Source organism: Burkholderia sp. PvR073, assembly GCF_054055695.1.
The window spans coordinates 396,836-418,531 of record NZ_JBSRXO010000003.1 but is presented as its reverse complement, the minus strand read 5'-3'; the positions used below and the strand labels follow the sequence as shown (position 1 = coordinate 418,531).

General features: G+C 67.9%; 20 protein-coding genes and 1 pseudogene. 13 read left to right on the top strand and 8 right to left on the bottom strand.

Annotated elements, in window-relative coordinates; all coding sequences use genetic code 11:
* Positions 1–223: 223 nt before the first annotated feature.
* The 4 genes and pseudogenes from ACVK00_RS13645 to ACVK00_RS13630 form a co-directional block, all read right to left on the bottom strand.
* The gene (locus ACVK00_RS13645; protein ID WP_284892987.1) at positions 224–871 is read right to left on the bottom strand and encodes a LysE family translocator; all 648 of its coding nucleotides are present in this window, start codon (positions 869–871) and stop codon (positions 224–226) included.
* Between the two features lie 96 nt (positions 872–967).
* Entirely contained in the window at positions 968–1,783 is an 816-nt protein-coding gene (locus tag ACVK00_RS13640; protein ID WP_228906137.1) for an endonuclease/exonuclease/phosphatase family protein, read from the bottom strand.
* Between the two features lie 5 nt (positions 1,784–1,788).
* Positions 1,789–2,277, bottom strand: a complete 489-nt coding sequence (locus tag ACVK00_RS13635) for a hypothetical protein (RefSeq protein WP_284892990.1) — start codon at positions 2,275–2,277, stop codon at positions 1,789–1,791.
* 146 nt (positions 2,278–2,423) lie between these two features.
* Positions 2,424–2,504 (bottom strand): annotated as a pseudogene (locus tag ACVK00_RS13630) (nitroreductase); the annotation flags it as partial.
* 178 nt (positions 2,505–2,682) lie between these two features.
* Here ACVK00_RS13630 and ACVK00_RS13625 point away from each other — a divergent pair.
* From ACVK00_RS13625 to ACVK00_RS13580, 10 genes are all read left to right on the top strand, one after another.
* The gene (locus ACVK00_RS13625; protein WP_228906128.1) at positions 2,683–3,663 is read left to right on the top strand and encodes an AAA family ATPase; all 981 of its coding nucleotides are present in this window, start codon (positions 2,683–2,685) and stop codon (positions 3,661–3,663) included.
* Positions 3,664–3,803: 140 nt separating this feature from the next.
* Complete coding sequence (locus ACVK00_RS13620; RefSeq protein ID WP_228906126.1) at positions 3,804–4,913, top strand: NAD(P)/FAD-dependent oxidoreductase; 1,110 nt, start codon at positions 3,804–3,806, stop codon at positions 4,911–4,913.
* A 161-nt stretch (positions 4,914–5,074) separates the two neighbouring features.
* A complete protein-coding gene (locus ACVK00_RS13615; protein WP_006751923.1) occupies positions 5,075–5,386 on the top strand; it encodes a high-potential iron-sulfur protein in 312 nt (103 codons plus the stop codon).
* Positions 5,387–5,577: 191 nt separating this feature from the next.
* Complete coding sequence (locus ACVK00_RS13610; RefSeq protein WP_228906124.1) at positions 5,578–6,885, top strand: MFS transporter; 1,308 nt, start codon at positions 5,578–5,580, stop codon at positions 6,883–6,885.
* A 316-nt stretch (positions 6,886–7,201) separates the two neighbouring features.
* Positions 7,202–8,830: an ABC transporter substrate-binding protein gene (locus ACVK00_RS13605; RefSeq protein WP_175662019.1), complete on the top strand. Its 1,629-nt coding sequence runs from the start codon at positions 7,202–7,204 to the stop codon at positions 8,828–8,830.
* Positions 8,831–8,947: 117 nt separating this feature from the next.
* Positions 8,948–9,958 (top strand): ABC transporter permease subunit, encoded by a 1,011-nt coding sequence (locus ACVK00_RS13600; RefSeq protein ID WP_228906123.1) that lies wholly within the window; start codon positions 8,948–8,950, stop codon positions 9,956–9,958.
* A gap of 4 nt (positions 9,959–9,962) precedes the next feature.
* Positions 9,963–10,880: an ABC transporter permease subunit gene (locus ACVK00_RS13595; RefSeq protein WP_105831972.1), complete on the top strand. Its 918-nt coding sequence runs from the start codon at positions 9,963–9,965 to the stop codon at positions 10,878–10,880.
* A gap of 2 nt (positions 10,881–10,882) precedes the next feature.
* A complete protein-coding gene (locus ACVK00_RS13590) occupies positions 10,883–11,881 on the top strand; it encodes an ABC transporter ATP-binding protein (protein ID WP_228906122.1) in 999 nt (332 codons plus the stop codon).
* Positions 11,878–12,897, top strand: coding sequence for a peptide ABC transporter ATP-binding protein (locus ACVK00_RS13585; RefSeq protein ID WP_228906120.1), 1,020 nt, complete (start codon positions 11,878–11,880; stop codon positions 12,895–12,897). Before ACVK00_RS13590 ends, ACVK00_RS13585 begins: the two co-directional genes overlap by 4 nt.
* A complete protein-coding gene (locus tag ACVK00_RS13580) occupies positions 12,890–14,035 on the top strand; it encodes a TraB/GumN family protein (RefSeq protein WP_228906118.1) in 1,146 nt (381 codons plus the stop codon). The genes ACVK00_RS13585 and ACVK00_RS13580 overlap by 8 nt, the downstream gene beginning before the upstream one ends.
* Before the next feature lie 557 nt (positions 14,036–14,592).
* Here the strand turns inward: ACVK00_RS13580 and pxpA are convergent.
* From pxpA to pxpB, 3 genes are read right to left on the bottom strand one after another with little or no spacing between them, the layout of a single operon-like run.
* On the bottom strand, positions 14,593–15,357 hold the full coding sequence (gene pxpA, locus ACVK00_RS13575) for a 5-oxoprolinase subunit PxpA (RefSeq protein WP_166724644.1): 765 nt from the start codon (positions 15,355–15,357) through the stop codon (positions 14,593–14,595).
* A gap of 55 nt (positions 15,358–15,412) precedes the next feature.
* A complete protein-coding gene (locus ACVK00_RS13570; protein WP_284893001.1) occupies positions 15,413–16,483 on the bottom strand; it encodes a 5-oxoprolinase subunit C family protein in 1,071 nt (356 codons plus the stop codon).
* The gene (gene pxpB / locus ACVK00_RS13565; RefSeq protein WP_166724642.1) at positions 16,480–17,136 is read right to left on the bottom strand and encodes a 5-oxoprolinase subunit PxpB; all 657 of its coding nucleotides are present in this window, start codon (positions 17,134–17,136) and stop codon (positions 16,480–16,482) included. The genes ACVK00_RS13570 and pxpB overlap by 4 nt, the downstream gene beginning before the upstream one ends.
* A gap of 148 nt (positions 17,137–17,284) precedes the next feature.
* On the opposite strand from pxpB, the gene ACVK00_RS13560 reads away from it, so the two are divergent.
* On the top strand, positions 17,285–17,797 hold the full coding sequence (locus ACVK00_RS13560; protein ID WP_006751934.1) for a winged helix DNA-binding protein: 513 nt from the start codon (positions 17,285–17,287) through the stop codon (positions 17,795–17,797).
* A 68-nt stretch (positions 17,798–17,865) separates the two neighbouring features.
* Here ACVK00_RS13560 and ACVK00_RS13555 read toward each other — a convergent pair whose 3' ends face one another.
* On the bottom strand, positions 17,866–18,474 hold the full coding sequence (locus tag ACVK00_RS13555; protein WP_175761135.1) for a 5-formyltetrahydrofolate cyclo-ligase: 609 nt from the start codon (positions 18,472–18,474) through the stop codon (positions 17,866–17,868).
* An 8-nt stretch (positions 18,475–18,482) separates the two neighbouring features.
* On the opposite strand from ACVK00_RS13555, the gene ACVK00_RS13550 reads away from it, so the two are divergent.
* Complete coding sequence (locus ACVK00_RS13550) at positions 18,483–20,435, top strand: lytic transglycosylase domain-containing protein (protein WP_284893005.1); 1,953 nt, start codon at positions 18,483–18,485, stop codon at positions 20,433–20,435.
* Between the two features lie 268 nt (positions 20,436–20,703).
* Positions 20,704–21,663: a complex I NDUFA9 subunit family protein gene (locus ACVK00_RS13545; RefSeq protein ID WP_228906108.1), complete on the top strand. Its 960-nt coding sequence runs from the start codon at positions 20,704–20,706 to the stop codon at positions 21,661–21,663.
* Positions 21,664–21,696 lie beyond the last annotated feature (33 nt).

Here is a 21,696-nt window from a genome sequence, read left to right as displayed (position 1 = left end):
TTGAAAACGGACGCGCGTAGCGAACGCGTGTAACGGGCCCAAAAACGGGCAAAAAAACCGAGTGCGTCGGCCCGATCGCGGATCGGCCGGCCGGCGCGTCGGACACGCGCCTTCTCGATGACAGACGTTTGAGGAACTGGTTATTTTACCCTGCTTGGGGCAGATGCGGGCTTGACCCGCCCGGCTGCGCGGATTTGGCGCAACGAATCATTTCAACTTGCTTTCAACGATCGGCCGCGAGCTTCGCGCCGAGACCGACGAGCGCGGCGCCGCACAGCGCGTCGAGCGGGCGCCGCACGCGCCGGTAGCCGCGCTGCGCGCGCGGGCTCGCGAACAGGAACGCGACGCACGAATACCAGCCGGCGGACAGCACGCCGATCGTCACCAGCACCGCGCCGTTGAACCACAGCGGCACGTGCGCGGGCAGCATCGCCGCGAACACGCTGGTCCAGAACGCGCACGATTTCGGGTTGGTCAGGCAGGTGAGCAGGCCGCTGCGATACGCGCGCAGATAGTCGCGCAGGTGCGGCGCGGCCAGCGGCGCGCTCGCATCCACGGTGTCGGCCGGCGCCGCGTCGCGGCGCACGCCCGAGCGCAGCAGCTTGATGCCGAAATACACGAGATAGACGGCGCCGCCGATGCGGATCGTCTCGTACAGCCACTCGACCTGGTGCAGCACGGCCGCGAGGCCGAGCATCGCGAGCGTCGCCCAGGCGATCGATGCGGTGCCGACGCCGAGTGCCGACGCGGCGCCGAGGCTGCGCCGCCCCGCGAGCGACAACTGCGAAATCATGAAGAAGTTCGGGCCGGGCGTGATCGCCGCGACGAGATAGACGACGGCGATTTGCAGCAGGATCGGGAGGTAGTTCATGACGGCGGGGCAGCGGGCGGGCGAAGCGTTACTGGTTACTGTAGCGCGCACCGTGCAACCGCGCTTGCGGCGTTGTGGTATCAGGGCGTCAGGACGTCACTGCGGATCGAGGCGCAGCCGCGCGATATACGGCAGGTGGTCGGACAGCCATGCGGTTTCGCCGGACGGTGCCTGCCATTCGAGCGGCGTCAGCCCGCGCACGAACATCTTGTCGAGCGCGAGCGCCGGGGAGAACGCGGGGAACGTGCGGCCCGACTGGCCGAGCAGCGTCGCGACCTCGGACATTCCGATCTCGCCGAACAACGCGACCGAATCGTTGCGCCAGTCGTTGAAGTCGCCGGCGAGCACGAGCGGGTCGTCGCCCGCGTTGCGCACGATCCAGTGCGCTATCCAGTGCATCTGGCGCAGCCGCGCCGCGCGCGTGAGCGCGAGGTGCGCGCACAGCAGCGTGACGGGCCGCGCGCCGGCGAGCGTCGCGCGTGCGACCAGCAGCCCGCGCCGCTCGAAGCGGTGCGCGGAGATGTCCCAGCGGCCGCCGAGGTCGAGCGGATGCGGCGACAGGATCGCGTTGCCGTGCCGCCACGACGGCTTGAACACGTTCGGCCCGAGCGCGATCTGCCAGTCGAGCGCCTGCGCGATCTCGGTGGCCTGGCAGTGCCACACGTCGTCGACCGCGTCGTCGATCGGTGCGCCGAAGCCGGATGCAAGCATCGGGCGCGGCATGCGGCGCGCCATCGCTTCCTGCAGAAAATACACATCCGCGTGCGTCGATTGCATCCAGTTGCGCATCGCATTCCACGCGGTGAAGCCGAGCGGTGAGCGGCCCTTGTGCAGGTTCCAGCTGACCGCGGTGATTTCGTCGGGCGCGGCGTGCGGTTCGGCGAACGGCAGGGACAGGGCGTCGGCGGACATGGCGCTCAGTCCTTCGCGACGTGCGCGCGCACGCGGTAGACGAGGTGCGGATGCTGCTCGACGAGCGTCCAGTCGGTCCAGGCCTCGCCGCCGACCGACAGCCCCGGATGGCTCGCGACGATCTGCCGCGGCGACGCGGGCACGCACGGATCGCGGCGCGTCGCGTTTTCGTCGTCGAGGGTTTCCTGCACGTCGAGCGCGAGCGACACCGTGTGCGCGGCGTCGTCGACGGTGAGCGGCGCGACCGTCACCGAGCGCGAGCGCTCGGTCGGCACGACGCGCGCGGCATTGCCACAGCCGACGGGCACGGCGGACGGATAGCGATGGGTGTCGGTGCGGGTTTGACCGACGGTGGTGCGCTGCTGGAACGTGTCGATCGTCTGACCGTCACGCACCACCTGGATCTCCCATGCGACGGCGGCCGGTGCGGGGCTCTGCGCATGGGCCGCGAGCGCGACGCTCGCGAGCAGGACGGCCAGGCCGTGTTTCAGCATGAAACTTCTCCGGAAACGCGGGGTAGCGGGGAATGGACGCACATCTTACGCCCGATCGATTTGGACGGTGGTGTGACAGGACGCGTCGCAGCGGGTTCGCAGCACGTTCCGGTCCTGATCGAAAGGTAGGTGCGCGTCACGCGTTTTCAAGCGAAAAAGCGCGCGAACTCGACGACGCGCGCACGCTCGGTGACGAGGCGGTTTTCGATCGCGTCCGGATCGTGGCCAGGCCGGCGCGACGGCCGGTGAACCGTCGATCATACGCCGCGCGGCGCGACGCTGCAGTGCGCGCGCGGTGTTAGCAGCAGACTCGGACGGCTGCTTGCTTGCGCGCCGATGCGGGATCGCTACACTGAAATCGTAAGGGTCTGATGGTCGTGTGGCGGCAGCAGAAGCGAGGTTGGTATGACGACGGCGATGGTGAAACAGGAACTGGCGGTGGCATCCTTCAGCACGGTGTACGACCTGGAGCAGGTCGAGACCGCGCTGAACGACCTGAACGAGAGCGCGAGCGATGCACTGCGCGCCACCTACGAGCGGATGCTCAAGACCGGCAATCTGCGCTTTTGCGTGAAGCCGAACCGGATGCCGTCGTTCGACGAACTCGGCGACGCACTGCCCAATTTCACCGAGCCGCTCGACGACGTGCGCAAGCAGGTCGCGCTGTGCCTCGAGACCGACGACCGGCTCGAACTGATGCCGATCCTGCTGCTCGGGCCGCCCGGCATCGGCAAGACGCATTTCGCGAAGGCGCTCGCGAAGCTGCTCGGCACCGCGTACCACTACGTGCCGATGAGTTCGCTGACGGCCGGCTGGATCCTGTCGGGCGCGTCGTCGCAATGGAAGAACGCGAAGCCCGGCAAGGTGTTCGAGGCGCTCGTCAACGGCAGCTACGCGAACCCGGTGATCGCGGTCGACGAGATCGACAAGGCCGGCAGCGACGCGCAATACGATCCGCTCGGCGCGCTGTACGCGTTGCTCGAGCACGACACGGCGCGCGCGTTCGTCGATGAATTCGCCGAAGTACCGATCGATGCGGGCAACGTGATCTGGATCGCGACCGCGAACGAAGCGCAGACGATTCCGGAGCCGCTGCTGAACCGGATGAACATATACGAGATCGCCCCGCCGGATGCGGCCGGCGCGCGGCGGATAGCGCAGACGATTTACGACGAGATCCGCACGTCGCACGCGTGGGGGCGGCGCTTCCCCGACACGCTCGACGACGACGCGCTCGACGTGCTGGCCGCGACGCCGCCGCGCACGATGCGCCGCGCGCTGCTGCATGCGTTCGGCGCCGCGCGGCTCGACGGCCGCGACGTGATCGCACCATCCGACATCCGCGCCGACGAGGGGGCCGCGAAGCGCCGGCCGATCGGATTCTGAGCTGGCAGCGCACGGTTCGCCCCGGCCCGCACGCATCGCACCGCGCGCGTACATGCCGATACACATGGGTTCGGCAAGCGGGCGAACCGGGACGTACAATTCCTATCTCTCCCCTCGACGCGTGAGCGACGCGAAACGCCATGGAGCAGACGGATTGTGTGGTGATCGGCGCAGGTGTCGTCGGTCTTGCAATTGCGCGTGAGCTGGCCGCGCGCGGGCGCGAAACGATCGTGCTCGAGGCGGCCGACGCGATCGGCACGGGTACGAGCTCGCGCAACAGCGAGGTGATTCACGCGGGTCTCTACTACCCGCGCGGCACGCTGAAGGCGATGTCGTGCGTGCGCGGGCGCGAACTGTTGTACGAATTCTGCGAAACGCATCATGTGCCGCACCGGCGCATCGGCAAGCTGATCGTCGCGACGAGCGTCGCGCAGGTGAAGCAGTTGAAGGCGCTCGCCGCGCGCGCGGCGGAAAACGGCGTGCTCGACCTGATGCCGCTCACGCGCGCCGAGGCGCAGACGCTCGAGCCCGCGCTCGACTGCGTGGAGGCGGTGTTCTCGCCGTCCACCGGCATCATCGACAGCCATCAGCTGATGCTCGCGCTGCTCGGCGACGCGCAGCGCAACGGTGCGACGTGCGCGCTGAAATCCCCGGTCGAATCGATCGATGTGCTGCGCGGCGGCCGCTTCGTCGTGCGCACCGGTGGCGACACGCCGACCGAAATCGAGGCAGCGTGCGTGATCAACAGCGCGGGCCTCGGCGCGCAGGCGCTCGCGCGCCGCACGCGCGGCCTCGACCCGCACTGGGTGCCGCCGCTCTATCTCGCGCGCGGCAACTACTTCAGCCTGTCCGGGCGCGCGCCGTTCTCGCACCTTGTGTATCCGATGCCCGACCGGGGCGGCCTCGGCATCCACCTGACGCTCGACCTGGCCGGGCAGGCGCGCTTCGGCCCGGACGTCGAATGGGTCGATGCGCTGCGCTACGAGGTCGATCCGGCGCGCGCGCAGGCGTTCTACGCGTCGATCCGCGCATACTGGCCCGAACTGCCCGACGACGCGCTGCAGCCGGCCTACTCCGGGATCCGGCCGAAGCTTGCGGGGCCTGGCGAGCCGCCGGCCGATTTCATCGTGCAGGGCGGCGCGCAGCACGGCGTGCGCGGGCTCGTGAACCTGTTCGGCATCGAGTCGCCGGGGCTGACCGCGTCGCTCGCGCTCGCGCAGCGCGTCGGCGACATGACGTCAAACGCGTGACGCACACGGGCGGCGCCGGTCCGGGCCGACGTGCGACGCCCCTGTGCGAAATCCCTTATCTCCGGCATTTCGGCGCGCACATTTGTGCGCTTGGCGGTTATTCTGTCGGACGGCTGTCGACAGAACGGCTTTCAAACCAATAACGTTGGAGCGAGTCCCCCATGAAAACAACCCGTCGGAGTTTCCTGATCACGAGTATTGGCGCCGTGTCCGCGCTGGCGCTGTCGCGTGAAGCGCTGGCCGATGCGCCGATGCTGTCGGAAACCGATCCGACCGCCGTGGCGCTCGGCTACAAGGCCGATGCCACGAAGGTCGACAAGACGAAGTATCCGAAATACGCAGCGGGCCAGGATTGCGCGGCCTGCATGCTGTACCAGGGCAAGAAGGGCTCCGCTTCGGGCCCGTGCGGCGCGTTCCCCGGCAAGCAGGTGTCGGCGAAGGGCTGGTGCAGCGCATTCTCGAAGATGGGTTGACGTGCGCAGCGGCATCGTGCGGTGCCGCAATGTGGCGAAAACCGCGAAACGCCCGCCATCGGAAGATGGCGGGCGTTTTTTATGCTTGAAAACGGTTCCGTCGCTTTCTACACTCGCTGCACACCAGCGCGCCGCGGGACCTCCGCGCGCCGCACCGCCCGATACGGCGAATTCACGAGGACGAGGCACGCATGGCGACGATTGCGAATTCAACGAAAACGGCCCGGCCCGAGCGTGCGCTGAATCGCCGCGCGGTCGTGGCGGCGGTGATCGGCAACGCGCTCGAGTGGTACGACTTCACGGTGTTCGGCTTCATGACGGTCGTGATCGCCGAGCTGTTCTTCCCGACTACCAGTGAATACTCTTCGCTGCTGCTGACCACCGCGACGTTCGGCGTGGCATTCTTCATGCGCCCGATCGGCGGCATCGTGTTCGGGCTCTATGCGGACCGCGCGGGCCGCAAGGCCGCGCTGTCGCTCGTGATCCTGCTGATGACGGCCGGCATCTTCCTGCTCGCGATCGCACCGCCCTATGCGGCGATCGGCATCGGTGGCCCGCTCCTGATCGTGTTCGGCCGCCTGCTGCAGGGTTTCTCGGCCGGTGGCGAATTCGGCAGCGCGACCGCGCTGCTGATCGAAGCCGCGCCATTCTCGAAACGCGGTTTCTACGGCAGCTGGCAGATGGCGAGCCAGGCGGCCGCGCTGCTGATCGGCGCACTGGTCGGCGCGGCGATCACGCGCGGGCTGTCGCACGACGCGCTGCGCAGCTGGGGCTGGCGCGTGCCGTTCATCCTCGGGCTCGTGATCGGTCCGATCGGCTTCTATATCCGCCGTCATCTCGCCGATTCCGAAGCCTTCCTGCATGCGCAGCAAAGCGCGCGCCGCGCGACGCTCGGCGAAGTGTTCACGCGCTATCCGCGCGAGGTGCTGTGCGGGCTCGGCTCGGTGATCGCGCTGACGGTGACGATCTACGTGCTGATCAGCTATCTGCCGACCTTCGCGGTGAAGCAGCTGAAGCTGCCGTATGCGGAATCGTTCTACGCGGTGATCGTCGGCAATCTGTTGCTGATGGTGCTGTCGCCGATCGCGGGCGCATGGTCGGACCGCATCGGCCGCAAGGGGCTGTCGCTGTGGTCGCTCGTGCTGACGCTCGCGCTGATGTACCCGCTGTTCGCGTGGCTCGACGCCGCGCCGAGCATCGGGCGGCTGATCGCGGTGCAGGCCGTGCTGTCGGTGACGCTCGCGGGCTACTACGGGCCGTTCGGCGCGATGATCGCCGAGCTGTTCCCCGCCAACGTGCGCTCGACCGGGCTGTCGATCGCGTACAACGTCGCGGTGATGCTGTTCGGCGGGTTCGGGCAGTTCATCGTCACGTGGCTGATCAAGGCGACGGGCACGCCGCTCGCGCCCACCTATTACGTGATGGCGGGGCTCGCGCTGTCGATCGTCGCGGTCGCCTTCGTGCCCGCGCGCAGCGCGGATCTCGACGCGCCGGCCTGAGCGCGCATCGCAGCGCGCGCGCCGCATCGTTTCGAAGGCAGCAACGATGCGCGCGCCATGGCCCCAAAACGGCGCGACGTGCCGCTACCTGCGCATACGAATTGTTTAGTTGGCGAAGGAAACACGCGCCGGATCGGCGAAATGGCCGCCCGCGCGCGCAGAGGCACTTTTCGCGCGTGCCAGACATCCGCAAAAACCCGCGTGGATGCGTCTAGAAGAGTTTTTTCTCCAGCTTGTTGCAGAATCGATAGCTCAAGTAATATCCGCGTACCCGGCCCCTGGGGGACCGGTTCCGATCTGGAAACCTGGAGGAAACATGGAATACAACCGTCTGTTGCACACCCTGCGTGTTACCGCCATTGCAGGCGTGGCAGCGGCATCGCTCGGCGTCGCGGGTTCTGCATTCGCACAGATCCCGAACAAAACGCTCGTCTACTGCTCAGAAGGCAGCCCGGCGGGTTTTGATTCCGCGCAATTCACGACCGGCGTCGATTTCACGGCCGCCACGTTCACCGTCTACAACCGACTCGTCGAATTCGAGCGCGGCGGCACGAAGGTCGAGCCGGGCCTCGCGGAGAAGTGGGACGTTTCGTCCGACGGCAAGGTGTACACGTTCCACCTGCGTCATGGCGTGAAGTTCCACACGACCGACTTCTTCAAGCCGACGCGCGAATTCAACGCGGACGACGTCGTGTTCTCGTTCGAGCGCATGCTCGACCCGAACCAGGCGTTCCGCAAGGCCTACCCGGTGTCGTTCCCGTACTTCACCGACATGGGCCTCGACAAGCTGATCACGAAGGTCGAGAAGGTCGATCCGTACACCGTGAAGTTCACGCTGGCCGAACCGAACGCACCGTTCATCCAGAACATGGCGATGGAATTCGCGTCGATCCTGTCGGCCGAATACGGCGACCAGCTGATGAAGGCCGGCAAGGCCGCCGACATCAACCAGAAGCCGGTCGGCACGGGCCCGTTCATCTTCCGCAGCTACACGAAGGACGCGACGATCCGTTTCGACGGCAATCCTGACTACTGGAAGAAGGGCGCGGTGAAGCTGTCGAAGCTGATCTTCTCGATCACGCCCGACCCGGGCGTGCGCGTGCAGAAGATCAAGCGCAACGAATGCCAGGTGATGAGCTATCCGCGTCCGGCCGACATCGCGACGCTGAAGGCCGACTCGGGCATCGACATGCCGTCGCAGCCGGGCTTCAACCTCGGCTACCTCGCGTACAACGTCGAGCACAAGCCGGTCGACAAGCTCGAGGTGCGTCAGGCACTCGACATGGCGATCAACAAGAAGGCGATCCTCGAATCCGTCTATCAGGGCGCGGGCCAGGCGGCCACCGCGCCGGTGCCGCCGACCCAATGGTCGTACGACAAGAACCTGAAGATGCCCGCGTACGACACCGCGAAGGCGAAGGCGCTGCTCGCGAAGGCAGGCTTCCCGAACGGTTTCGACATCACGCTGTGGGCCATGCCGGTGCAGCGCGCATACAACCCGAACGCCCGCCTGATGGCCGAGATGATCCAGGCCGACTGGGCGAAGATCGGCGTGAAGGCGAAGATCGTCACGTACGAGTGGGGTGAGTACATCAAGCGCGCGCACACGGGCGAGCAGGACACGATGCTGATCGGCTGGACGGGCGACAACGGCGACCCGGACAACTGGCTCGGCACGCTGCTCGGCTGCGAGGCGATCAAGGGCAACAACTTCTCGCACTGGTGCTACAAGCCGTTCGACGAGCTGGTCCAGAAGGGCCGCACGACGACGGGCCAGGACGCGCGCACGAAGATCTACACGCAGGCTCAGCAGATCTTCGCGCAGCAGCTGCCGTTCTCGCCGATCGCGAACTCGACGGTCTACCAGCCGGTACGCAAGAACGTGGTCGACATGCGCATCGAGCCGCTCGGCTATGCTCGCTTCGACGGTGTCGGCGTGAAGTAATACGGCCCGTGTAAGCTGTCTGCATAGATCGAGAAGGCACTATTCATCCGGCGGCGGGAGGCCAAAAGCTTCCCGTCGCCGGTCGCACATTTCCCACAAGAAAATACGAGACGCATCATGTTCACATTCGTGTTGCGCCGCGTGGGCATGGTGATCCCGACCTTCATCGGCATCACCATCCTGGCGTTTGCGCTGATTCACCTGATACCGGGCGACCCCATCGAAGTGATGATGGGCGAGCGCGGCGTCGATCCCGCGATGCATGCGGAGGCAATGAAACGGCTCGGCCTCGACCAGCCGCTGCCGCTGCAGTACATCCACTACATCGGCCGTGCGGTGCACGGCGACCTCGGCACGTCGATCATCACCAACACCAGCGTCGCGGGCGAATTCTTCGCGCGCTTCCCGGCGACCGTCGAGCTGTCGCTGTGCGCGCTCGTGTTCGCGCTCGCGGTCGGCCTGCCGGCCGGCGTGATCGCCGCGCTGCGACGCGGCTCGGCCATCGATCACGGCGTGATGGGCACCGCGCTCACCGGCTACTCGATGCCGATCTTCTGGTGGGGGCTGATCCTCATCATGGTGTTTTCGTCGTATCTCGGCTGGACGCCCGTGTCGGGGCGCATCGCGGTCGAATACGATTTCCCGCATCCGACGGGCTTCATGCTGATCGACGCGCTGCTCGCGCCGGACGAAGGCGCGTTCAAGTCGGCGGTCAGCCACCTGATCCTGCCCGCGATCGTGCTCGGCACGATCCCGCTCGCGGTGATCGCGCGGATGACGCGCTCGTCGATGCTCGAAGTGCTGCGCGAGGACTACATCCGCACCGCCCGCGCCAAGGGGCTGTCGCCCGCGCGCGTGGTCGTCGTGCATGCGCTGCGCAACGCGCTGATCCCGGTCGTCACCGTGATCGGCCTGCAGATCGGCACGCTGCTCGCGGGCGCCGTGCTGACCGAGACGCTCTTTTCGTGGCCCGGTGTCGGCAAGTGGCTGATCGATGCGATCGGCCGTCGCGACTATCCGGTCGTCCAGGGCGGCATCCTGCTGATCGCGACGCTCGTGATCGTCGTGAACCTGGTCGTCGACCTGCTGTACGGCGTGCTGAATCCGCGCATCCGCCACACGAGGTAATTCCATGAGCAATCTGCAAAACACCCTGCCGAGCGAGTCCGCGCCGGCCGGCGGCCGTGCGCTCGCGCTGCGCGAGTTCTGGGCCAACTTCTCGCGCAACCGCGGCGCCGTCGGTGCCGGCATCGTCGTGCTGGTGCTGATCCTGGTCGCGCTGCTCGCACCGCTGATCGCGCCGCACAGCCCGGTCGAGCAATACCGCGACTACGTGAAGATCCCGCCCGCGTGGCTCGAAGGCGGCAACTGGCACTTCATCCTCGGCACCGACGAAGCGGGCCGCGACATTCTTTCGCGCCTGATGTTCGGCGCGCGGATGTCGTTCTGGATCGGCTTCGTGTCGGTCGTGCTCGCGCTGATCCCCGGCATCGTGCTCGGGCTGGTCGCCGCGTTCTTCCAGAAGTGGGCCGACACGCCCGTGATGCGCATCATGGACGTGCTGCTCGCGCTGCCGTCGCTGCTGCTCGCGGTCGCGGTCGTCGCGATCATCGGCCCGGGCCTCACCAACACGATGTTCGCGATCGCGATCGTCGCGCTGCCGGCCTATGTGCGTCTCACGCGCGCGTCGGCGCTCGGCGAACTGCAGAAGGAGTACGTGACGGCGTCGCGCGTGGCCGGTGCCGGCACGGTGCGCCTGATGTTCTCGCAGGTGCTGCCGAACTGCACGGCACCGCTGATCGTGCAGGCGACGCTCGGCTTCTCGTCGGCCATTCTCGACGCGGCCGCGCTCGGCTTCCTCGGCCTCGGCGTGCAGCCGCCGACCGCCGAGTGGGGCGCGATGCTCGCCTCCGCGCGCGACTACATCGACAACGCGTGGTGGATCGTGACGATGCCCGGCCTGTCGATCCTGATTTCGGTGCTCGCGATCAACCTGCTCGGCGACGGGCTGCGCGACGCGCTCGATCCCAAACTGAAGCGGATGGCCTGACCATGAGCCAAGATCTACTGACTATCCGCAATCTCGCGGTGAACTTCAACGGCCTGCCCGCTGTCGACCGGATCAACCTGTCGATCGCGCCGGGCGAGGTGGTGGGCGTCGTCGGCGAATCGGGCTCGGGCAAGAGCGTGACGATGATGGCGCTGATGGGCCTGATCGATGCGCCGGGCAAGGTGACGGCCGACGAGGTCACGTTCAACGGCGTGGACCTGCTGAAGGCGTCGCCGAAGGCGCGCCGCAAGATCGTCGGCAAGGACATCGCGATGGTGTTCCAGGACGCGCTGTCGAGCCTGAACCCGAGCTACACGGTCGGCTACCAGATCAAGGAGGTGCTGAAGCTGCACGAAGGACTGCGCGGCGACGCGCTGCACCGGCGCGCGCTCGAGCTGCTCGACCAGGTCGGCATTCCCGATGCGAAGAACCGCATCACGGCGTTCCCGCACCAGATGTCGGGCGGGATGAACCAGCGCGTGATGATCGCGATGGCGGTGGCGTGCAATCCGAAGCTCCTGATCGCCGACGAGCCGACCACCGCGCTCGACGTGACGATCCAGGCGCAGATCATGGATCTGCTCGTGAAGCTGCAGAAGGAGCGCGGGATGGCGCTCGTGCTGATCTCGCACGATCTGGCCGTGGTGTCGGAGGTCGCGCAGCGCGTCGCGGTGATGTACGCAGGCGAGGTCATCGAGACCAATCGCGTGCCGGACATCTTCCGTGCGCCGCATCATCCGTACACCGAAGCGCTGCTCGCGGCGATTCCCGAGCACAATAAGGGGGCGCGTCGCCTTGCCGCATTGCCGGGCATGGTGCCGGGCCGCGATGATCGCCCGTCCGGTTGCCTGTTCGCGCCGCGCTGCAAGTACGTCGTCGACGATTGCCGCAAGGCGCGTCCGGCGCTCGACACGCTGGTGTCCGGCAACGATGCGATGCGTGCGCGCTGCATCAAGCCGCTCAATGTTTCCAACCTCGACCTGACGGGAGGCGCACGATGAATGCAGTCCACGAAACGCGTGCCACGTCGCACGGCGACGAGGAAGCGGTGCTGGTCGCGGATGGCCTCGCGAAGCACTACTCGGTGAAGCGCGGGATGTTCGGGCAGGGCACGGTGAAGGCGCTGAACGGCGTGTCGTTCACGCTCAAGCGCGGCAAGACGCTCGCGGTCGTCGGCGAGTCGGGCTGCGGGAAATCGACGCTCGCGCGCCAGCTCACGATGATCGAGACGCCCACCGCGGGCAGCCTGGTGATCGACGGCAAGAACGTGGCCGGCGCGAACCGCGCGACGGTCGCCGACCTGCGCCGGCGCGTGCAGATGGTGTTCCAGAATCCGTTCGCGTCGCTGAACCCGCGCAAGACCGTCGAGCAGACGCTCGGCGAGCCGCTCGAGATCAACGCGAACCTGACGGCCGCCGAACGCGCGGCGCGCATCGCGCAGATCATGCGCACGGTGGGCCTGCGGCCCGAGCACGCGAAGCGCTATCCGCACATGTTCTCGGGCGGCCAGCGCCAGCGCGTCGCGATCGCGCGCGCGATGATCCTCGATCCGCGCATCGTCGTCGCCGACGAGCCGGTGTCCGCGCTCGACGTGTCGATCCAGGCGCAGATCCTGAACCTGTTCATGGATCTGCAGGAGCAGTTCAAGACCAGCTACGTGTTCATCTCGCACAACCTGTCGGTGGTCGAGCACGTCGCGGACGACGTGATGGTGATGTACTTCGGCAGCGTCGCCGAGCTCGGCGACAAGGCGACGATCTACGCGCGGCCGCGGCATCCGTACACGCGCGCGCTGATGTCGGCGACGCCGGCGATCTTCGAGGAAGACCGCCGCGTGCAGATCAAGCTGCAGGGCGAGCTGCCGTCGCCGCTCAATCCGCCGTCGGGCTGCGCGTTTCACCAGCGCTGTCCGTACGCGATCGACCGGTGCCGCGTCGAGGAACCGCAGTTGCGCGACGTCGACGGACGCCGTGTGGCCTGCCATCGCGCCGAGGAGGTGGGGGAGGCGAATGCCTGATGGTTTGGCGGCGCGCGCGTCAGACGTGCGCCGTTCGGGGACTGGCAGCGCGCGTGTGATGCGCGCGTGCCGCAACGCACGGCGCTGGAGCGTGCGCACGGTCACGGGCGCGGCGCTGGCCGGCGCGTGCGTGGCCGCCAGCGTGCTGGTCCCGGCCGACGCCGCGCGTGCCGAAGGGCGCGCGCCGGCGAGTTCGCCGATCCATCCGTCGCAGGTTCCGCCGCCCGGCATCAGCCTGCCGGGCTTCCATGCGCCGTCCGTGTCGAACGGCACGGTCGCGCGCGGCACGGTGCGCGTGCAGCCCGCGCGCATGCCGTTCTATGTCGCCACGCGGGGCAGGGTCACGCTGTACGTGCTCGGCACGCTGCATACCGGCGACCCGTCCGACTATCCGAGCGTCCAGCCGTTCCGGCCGCGCATCCTCGGGGCGCTCGCCGCGTCGCCGACGCTCGCGCTCGAGCTGTCGCCGGACGATCTGCTCGAATCGCAGGACGACGTGTCGAAGTACGGCGTGTGCCGCTACCCGTGCCTGCAGCGCCTGCTGCCCGAGCCGCTGTGGCAGCGGCTCGCCGCGCGCCTGCACGGCAATCCGGCCGCGCTCGCGGAAATTCGCCGGATGCGGCCGTGGCTCGCGGCGCTGGTCGTCGAGACCTACGACTCGCTGTCGGCCGGCCTGCAGACCGAATTCGGCACCGAGGCGCAGCTGCAGAACGTGTTCCTGAAGAAGAAGGGCGGCCGCGTGATCGGGCTCGAGACGCTTGCCGAGCAGATGCGTGCGTTCACCGGGCTGACACTCGCGGAGCAGCGCGAGATGCTCGCGCAGGACATGGTGCAGACGCCGGCGCAGAACGCCGCCGACATCAAGGCGCTGCATCGGCTGTGGCAAATTGGCGACGCCGATGCGATCTCGGCGTGGGCGGTCGCGAAGAGCGAGCGGCTGGCCCGTTCGAAGGCGCTGTCGGCGTCGATCGACAACAAGATCCTGTACGAGCGCAACCGGCGCTTCGTTGCACGAATGACGGCAATCGCCGCGCCGGACCGGCCGGTATTCGTCGCAATCGGCGCGCTGCATTTGGGCGGCCCGCGCGGCGTGCTCGAATTGTTGCGCCGGCAAGGATACCGGGTCGACGCGAACTGATCGCGCCGGGTGCCGCGCATCGATCCTCCCCTGTTTGATCGACGACGCGCGCGCGGTGTGAAGCGGCTGCGCGGCCGCGCGATCCGATAAGGAAAACCCTCGAATCCTCAGGAAATAGCGTTTAAAACGATTGACATCCGGTTCTGCCAATCTCTATTCTTCATCCCACAAGTTGAAAAAATGAAAAGAATAGATAAGTTCTACGGGGTAGCAGAAAACAAAGCGCGGGGTTAGCGTAGCCGGCACGTGATGCGCGTGCCGGCCGCGGAGTGTCTGCATGCACGGCGGGGCCAAACATCGTCGGTACAACACATGCATGCGGCAGACTTGCGGATAAGCGACGTTCCGTCGTCCGACCGGGGGAAGCAGTATTCGGGCGGCGGCGGACGTTTTTTAATCCGGAGCATTTTTCCGGTCACCGTCGCTAGACGGTTTCGGGGGGCGAATCGACAGACGGCGAAGTCCGCGGCGATTGTGCCAACAGAAGAGCGCCACGAGGGCGCTTTTTTCTTTGGTGCGGCGGTTTTCGTCAGGCGGCAGCGGGGCTTGCGCGCTTCTCAAGCGTCTTCGTCGGCCTGCAGCGCGCCGGGCGCGACGACGTCGACCCCCGCCGCTTCGAGCGCCGTGCGGATCCGCTTCGCGAACGCGAGCGCATGCGGGCCGTCGCCGTGCAGGCAGACGGTCTGCGCATTGAGCGGCACCCACTCGCCGCTTACCGCGCGCACCTTCCGCTCGCGCACCATGTCGAGCGTGCGTGCGAGCACGGCATCCTCATCGTCGATCAGCGCGCCGGGCTGGCTGCGCGGCACGAGCGAGCCGTCCGCGCGGTAGCCGCGATCGGCGAACACTTCCTCCACCGCGGCGAGCCCCGCGTGGCGCGCGGCCGCGACGAACACGCTGTTGGCGAGCCCGAACACGGCGAGCGACGGATCGAAGTCGTGGATCGCGGACACCACCGCGTCGGCGATCAGCGGGTCGCGCGCGGCCTGGTTGTACAGCGCGCCGTGCGGCTTCACGTGCGCGATGCGGCCGCCTTCGGCCTGCGCGATCGCCGACAGCGCGCCGAGCTGGTACAGCACGCCCGCATAGATGTCGCCGGCCGGCAGCTGCATTTCCTTGCGGCCGAAATTCTCCGGGTCGTGAAAACTCGGGTGTGCGCCGATCGACACGCCTTTCTGCACGGCCCAGCGCACGCAGTCGCGCATCGCATTGGCGCCGCCTGCATGCCAGCCGCACGCGATGTTCGCCGACGTGACGAGGTCGAGCAGCGCCTCGTCCGATCCGCATCCTTCGCCGAGATCGGCATTCAGATCGATTTCCATGATGTTCCTCGTCCACGGATGGCGTGGCGCGTCCTCCTTGTTGCTTACGACATTGTCACGCTGCGCGCGATTGCTCGCGACGGCGCGTTTCCTCGCGCATCTCGATCGCGACGTCGATCTGCCGCAGATAGGCACGTTCCGCGGTCAGGGCGGCGCGCGCGGCGTCGGGTGTCGTGCGCACGAAGCGGATCGGCAGGTTCAGGCGCGCCTGGGCGAGTTTCCAGAGATCCGCGCGGATCACCGTGCCGATCTTCGGATAGCCGCCGGTGGTCTGCGCATCGTGCATCAGCACGATCGGCTGGCCGTTCGGCGGCACCTGGATCGTGCCGGGCAGCACCGCGTGCGACAGCAGCTCGACCGGCCGCTCGCGCGCAAGCTCGGCGCCGGCGAGGCGATAGCCCATCCGGTTGCTGTTCGCGGTGACGAGCCATTCCTCGTCCCAGAACGCCTGCTGCGAATCGGCCGCGAACGACGCGTAGTCGGGGCCCGGCAGCACGCGCACGGGCATCGCCCACGGCGCGTGCGCGGGACGGTGGTGGCGGCGCGGTGGTTCGTCGACGCGCACGAATGCGCACCACGTGGGCGCCTTCACGCCGAATTCGGGCGCATCGGTCGCGAGGCAGCCGGCGCCGGCCGGCGGCACGCCGACCGGGAGCCGATCGCCGTCGCGCAGCGCGCGGCCGCCGAGGCCGCCGAAGCGCGACGCGAGATCGGTGCTGCGCGAGCCGAGCATCGGCAGCACGTCGATGCCGCCCGCGATGCACAGGTAGCCGCGCATCCCGCGCTTCGCGGCCGGCAGCACGAGCGTCTGGCCGGCCTCGACCGGCAGGCTCCACCATGAATACACGGGCTTGCCGTCGAGCGTCCCGCCGAATTCGGTGCCGGTGATCGCGATGCGCGTCGCGCGCGTGAAGCGGAACGCGGCCGGGCCGATCGTGAGTTCGACGGCCGCCGCGTCGGGGCGATTGCCGACCAGCCGATTGCCGACCTCGAGCGCGAGGCCGTCGAGCGCGCCGCCCTGCGCGACGCCGAGATGGCGCGTGCCGCGGCGGCCGAGATCCTGCACGGTCGACAGCGGGCCGGCGCGGACGACCTCGATCGTGCCCGGTGCGGTGTTCTGGCTCATGTCGCGTCGACTCCGGCAATGGTGAAGCGCACGCGGTCGCCGGGCAGCAGCAGCGTCGGCTGCGCCCGCGTGGGGTCGAACAGCACGTGCGACGTGCGGCCGATCAGTTGCCAGCCGCCGGGCGACGTAGCGGGATAGATGCCGGTCTGCGCCCCGCCGATGCCGACCGAACCGGCCGGCACTTCCAGGCGCGGCGCCGCGCGGCGCGGCGTGTGCAGCGACGCATCGAGGCCGCCGAGATACGCGAAGCCCGGCTGGAAGCCGACGAAGAACACGACGTATTCGGCGGCCGTGTGGCGCGCGACGACTTCGTCGGCCGACAGCCCCGTATGCGCGGCGACGGCCGGCAGGTCGGGGCCGGCGGCGCCGCCGTATTCAACGGGAATCTCGATCTCGCGGCCCTCCGCGTGCTCGACGTCGGCGGTTTCCCACGCGTCGCGCAGCGCCGGCGTGAGCGACTCGGCCGTCGCGGCGAGCGCGTCGAACACGATCGTCAGGTTGTTCATGCCCGGCACGACGTCGATCACGTCGGGCCACGCGCGCGCGACCTCGGCGACGGCCCAGACGCGGCGCTGGCAATCGAGCGTGGCGGGCGGCGGCACCTCGCAGACGAGGGCGGCATCGCCGAGCGGATAAATGCGGGGTTGCGTCATCGGACTGGCACGGTTTGGACGGCAATGTTAGCGCACATTGTCGATAAAATATCGACAACTTCCCAATAAGCGTTTTCGCCTAGCTCGTATGCCGGGGCTTCTGTCGTACACTCGGCACTCCCTGTCATCCGGCTTGCGCCGCCTTTCCATGAAGCGTCCTGCGACCAAGATCGTGTCATCCGAACACCTCGTTTCCGAGTCGAGCGCGGAGCTGTCGGAGCTCGAATACGGCCTCATCATGGCCGGCAACGCATTCAACCGATGGATGGTGCGCTGCATGTCGGCCGCGGGCGCGAAGGACATGACGGCGGTCGAGGTGTCGCTGCTGCATCACGTCAGCCATCGCGAACGCAAGAAAAAGCTCGCCGACATCTGCTTCGTGCTCAATATCGAGGATACGCACGTCGCGACCTACGCGCTGAAAAAACTGATCGCGCGCGGCTATGTGAAGAGCGAGAAGAGCGGCAAGGAAGTGTTCTTCTTCGCGACCGACGCGGGCCGCGAGCTGTGCCTGAAGTATCGCGAGGTGCGCGAGCATTGCCTGATCGAGACGCTGAAGGACAGCGGCCTCACCAACGCGCAGATCGGCGACGCCGCGCAACTGCTGCGCCACGCATCGGGCCTCTACGATACGGCCGCGCGTGCGGCGGCCTCGCTGTAAACGATTGCGAACGGGACGGTGAACGCGGTGACGCGCGGCATGCCGCTGGCGCGGTGTCGCGCGCCGCGTCATCCGGCGGCCGGGTAAAGCGCGCCGTCGGTCACAATCCAGCGCATCGCGAGATCGTGCGCCTCGGCCGGCAGCGCATCCACGCGGCACGCTTCATACGCGATGCCGACCGTCACCGGCAGCGTGTCGCCCGGCCACACCGCGAGCGTGCGGTCGTAGTAGCCGCCGCCATAGCCGAGCCGGTAGCGCTCCAGATCGAATCCCACACACGGAATCAGCAACAGGTCGGGCACGACGACGACTCCCGACGCCGGCTCCGGAATCCGGTGATGCCCTTCGCGCATCGGCGTGTGCGCATCCCACGCATGGAACGCGAGCGGCGTGTGACGCTCGCCGATCACCGGCAGCGCGGCACGGCGGCCGGTGCCGGCCGCGGACCATGCGAGCACCGCGTCGCGCGCGTCGAATTCGCCCGGCAGCGGCCAGTAGAAGCCGACCGTGCGCGGTGCGAGGCGTTCGAGCAACCCGCGCAGCCGCGCGTCGAGCGCGGCGTTCGCGGCGGGCTGCGACGCGGCGTCGCGACGCGCGCCGGCCAGCGTTTTGCGCAGTGCAACCTTCGGGTTCGGCACAGGGTTGCATGCTATGCTTTCGCTCAATTCGTGCTCCATTCAAAACGATGTCGAACAGCCTTTTCCGAGTATATCGCGCGGTCGCGCTCACGCTTTCGGCAGCCGCGCTCGTCGCGGGCACGGCCGCGTGCGCCGCACCGGGCGACGACACGCTCGCCGGGGATGACCAGATCTTCGTGCAGCTTCGCGAAGCCGCGCGCCGCAACGACGCCGCGAAGGCCGCGCAGCTCGCGTCGACGATTCCGAACTATCCGGTCCCGTCCTACGTCGAGTATTTCCAGATCAAGCCGCAGCTGTTCGATTCGACGGGCCGCGCACGTGTCGACGCGCCCGACGCACCCGTGCAGTCGTTCCTGCAGCGCTACGACGGACAGGCGATCGCCGACCGCATGCGCAACGACTACCTGCTCGTGCTCGGCGCGCGCCACGACTGGCGCAACTTCGACGACCAGTACAAGCGCTTCGTGCTCGACGACGACACGCAGGTCAAGTGCTACGCGCTCGAATCGCGCGCGGCGCGCGGCGAGAACGTCGCCGAGGCGGCGCGCGCGCTGCTCGTCGAGCCGAAATACTACGGCGACGCCTGTGTCGACCTGATTACGGCGCTGACGGTCAACCAGCAATTCACGAGCGACGACGTGTGGCAGCAGGCGCGCCTCGCGTACGAGCAGAACTACACGACGCTCGGCGGCAAGATCGTCGACGCGCTCGGCCCGCGCCCGGTCGACTTCGACCAGGCGACCAGCGCGCCGCCGCTGTACCTCGCGCGCGGCGTCGGCCCCGACGCGGCGTCGCACCAGCTCGCGCTGATCGCGCTCGGCCGCATGGCGCGCAACGATCCGGACGCGGCGGCAGGGATGCTGACGTCCGTCACCGGCTCGCTCACCAAGCAGGAACAGGCGATTGCGTGGGGCGCGATCGGCTACCAGGGCGCGATCAAGCGCTCGCCGCTCGCGTCGGTCTGGTATGCGAAATCCGCGAACGCGCCGCTGTCGAACCCGGGCTACGAATGGCGCACGCGCGCCGCGCTGCTCGCCGGCAACTGGCCGATGGTGCGCTGGTCGATCGAGCAGATGCCGCCGTCGCTGCGCGACGATCCGGCCTGGATCTACTGGCATGCGCGCGCGCTCAAGCAGAGCGGCGACACGCTGCAGGCGAACCAGGAATTCGAGCAGGTCGCGGGCCAGTACAACTTCTACGGGCAGCTCGCCGGCGAAGAGCTCGGCCAGCGCACGAGCGTCCCGCCGCGCACGAAGGTGAGCGACGCCGAGATCGGCGCGATGAGCAAGATTCCGGGCTTCGCGCTCGCGCAGCGCTTCTATGGGCTGAACCTGCGCCTCGAAGGCAACCGAGAATGGAACTGGCCGCTGCGCGGGATGACCGATCGCCAGCTGCTCGCGGCCGCCGAATACGGCAAGCGCGTCGACCTGCTCGACCGCACGGTCAACACGGCCGACCGCACGAAGGCCGAGCACGACTTCACGCTGCGCTACCCGTCGCCGTACCGCGACATCGTCGAGCGCTATGCGCAGTCGTCGGGCCTCGACATCGAATGGGCGTACGGGCTGATCCGCCAGGAATCGCGCTTCATCACGAACGCGCGTTCTTCCGTCGGCGCGGGCGGACTGATGCAGCTGATGCCGGCCACCGCGCAGCTCGTCGCGAAGAAGCTCGGGATGGGCACGATCACGCGTGCGCAGATGCACGACATCAATACCAACATCCAGCTCGGCACCTGGTATCTGGCGGACATCTACAACAACTTCGACAGCTCGCCGGTGCTGGCGACCGCCGGTTACAACGCGGGTCCGGGCCGGCCGCGCCAGTGGCGTCAGGTGCTGACGCAGCCGGTCGAAGGCGCGATCTTCGCGGAGACGATTCCGTTCAACGAGACGCGCGACTACGTGAAGAACGTGCTGTCGAACACCGTCTACTACGCGGCGCTCTTCGAGGGCAAACCGCAGTCGTTGAAGAAACGCCTGGGCATGATCTCGCCCTGATCCGCAATCTTCATACTGCCGCGCGAGACGCGGCAGTATGCTCAAGGGGCTGTCACGCTCATGACCGGCCAGCCCCGTCTATGATTCTCCTGGTCAGGGGAACGAGCGTTGCCGGCCGCATCGCGGCGTCGCGCGTCGCTTGTCAGGCTCGGCCGGACGGCGCGCCCTGCTTCTTGCACGCGCCCGAAGGACGTCCCCTTGGGGGGCGCCGGCAAGGCTCGTTCGCAAGCCCGTCATGAGCGTGAACCGCCCGTTGGAGGACTCGACCATGGATCGCCAGACCGTCGCGCTGCTGGGCGGCACCGGCTTCATCGGCAGCCGGCTCGTCAATGCGCTGATCGACGCCGGCAAGCATGTGAGGATCGGCACGCGGCGGCGCGAGCACGCGCGCCACTTGCAGATGCTGCCGGTCGAGATCGTCGAACTCGACGCGCTCGATACGCGCACGCTGGCCCGGTTCGTCGCCGGCGCGCACGCGGCCATCAACCTCGTCGGCGTGCTGCACGGCGGCCGCGGCACGCCATACGGGCCCGGCTTCGAGCGCGCGCACGTCGCGCTGCCGGCCGCGCTGGCCGCCGCATGCGTCGAAGTCGGCGTGCGGCGCGTGCTGCACATGAGCGCGCTCGGCGCCGATTCGCACGGCGCGAGCATGTACCAGCGCTCGAAAGGCGACGGCGAGGCCGCGCTGCACGCGGTCGCGGCGACCGATTCGCTCGCGCTGACGATCTTCCGCCCGTCGGTCGTGTTCGGCCCCGGCGACACATTCCTCAACACATTCGCGAACCTGCAGCGCACGCTGCCGGTGCTGCCGCTCGCGATGCCCGATGCGCGCTTTCAGCCGGTGTTCGTCGGCGACGTCGTGAGCGCGTTCGTCAACACGCTCGATCTCACGGCCGCGCACGGCAAAACCTACGAGCTCGGCGGTCCGACCGTCTACACGCTCGAGCAGCTGGTGCGCTATTGCGGCACGCTGGTCGGCCGGCAGGCACGCATCGTGCGGCTGCCCGACGCGCTTGCGCGGCTGCAGGCGAGCGTGTTCGAATGCCTGCCCGGCGAGCCGATGATCACGCGCGACAATCTCGCGTCGATGTCGGTGCCCAACGTGCTGTCAGGGCCGCTCGCGCCGGAACTCGGGCTGTCGCCCGCGAGTCTCGAGAGCATCGCGCCCGCGTATCTCGGCGACGGCGCGCAGCGCTCCCGCTTCGACTGGTTCCGCTCGCGCCGCTAGGCGTCGCAGGCCACCGCCTCCCTCATTCACTTT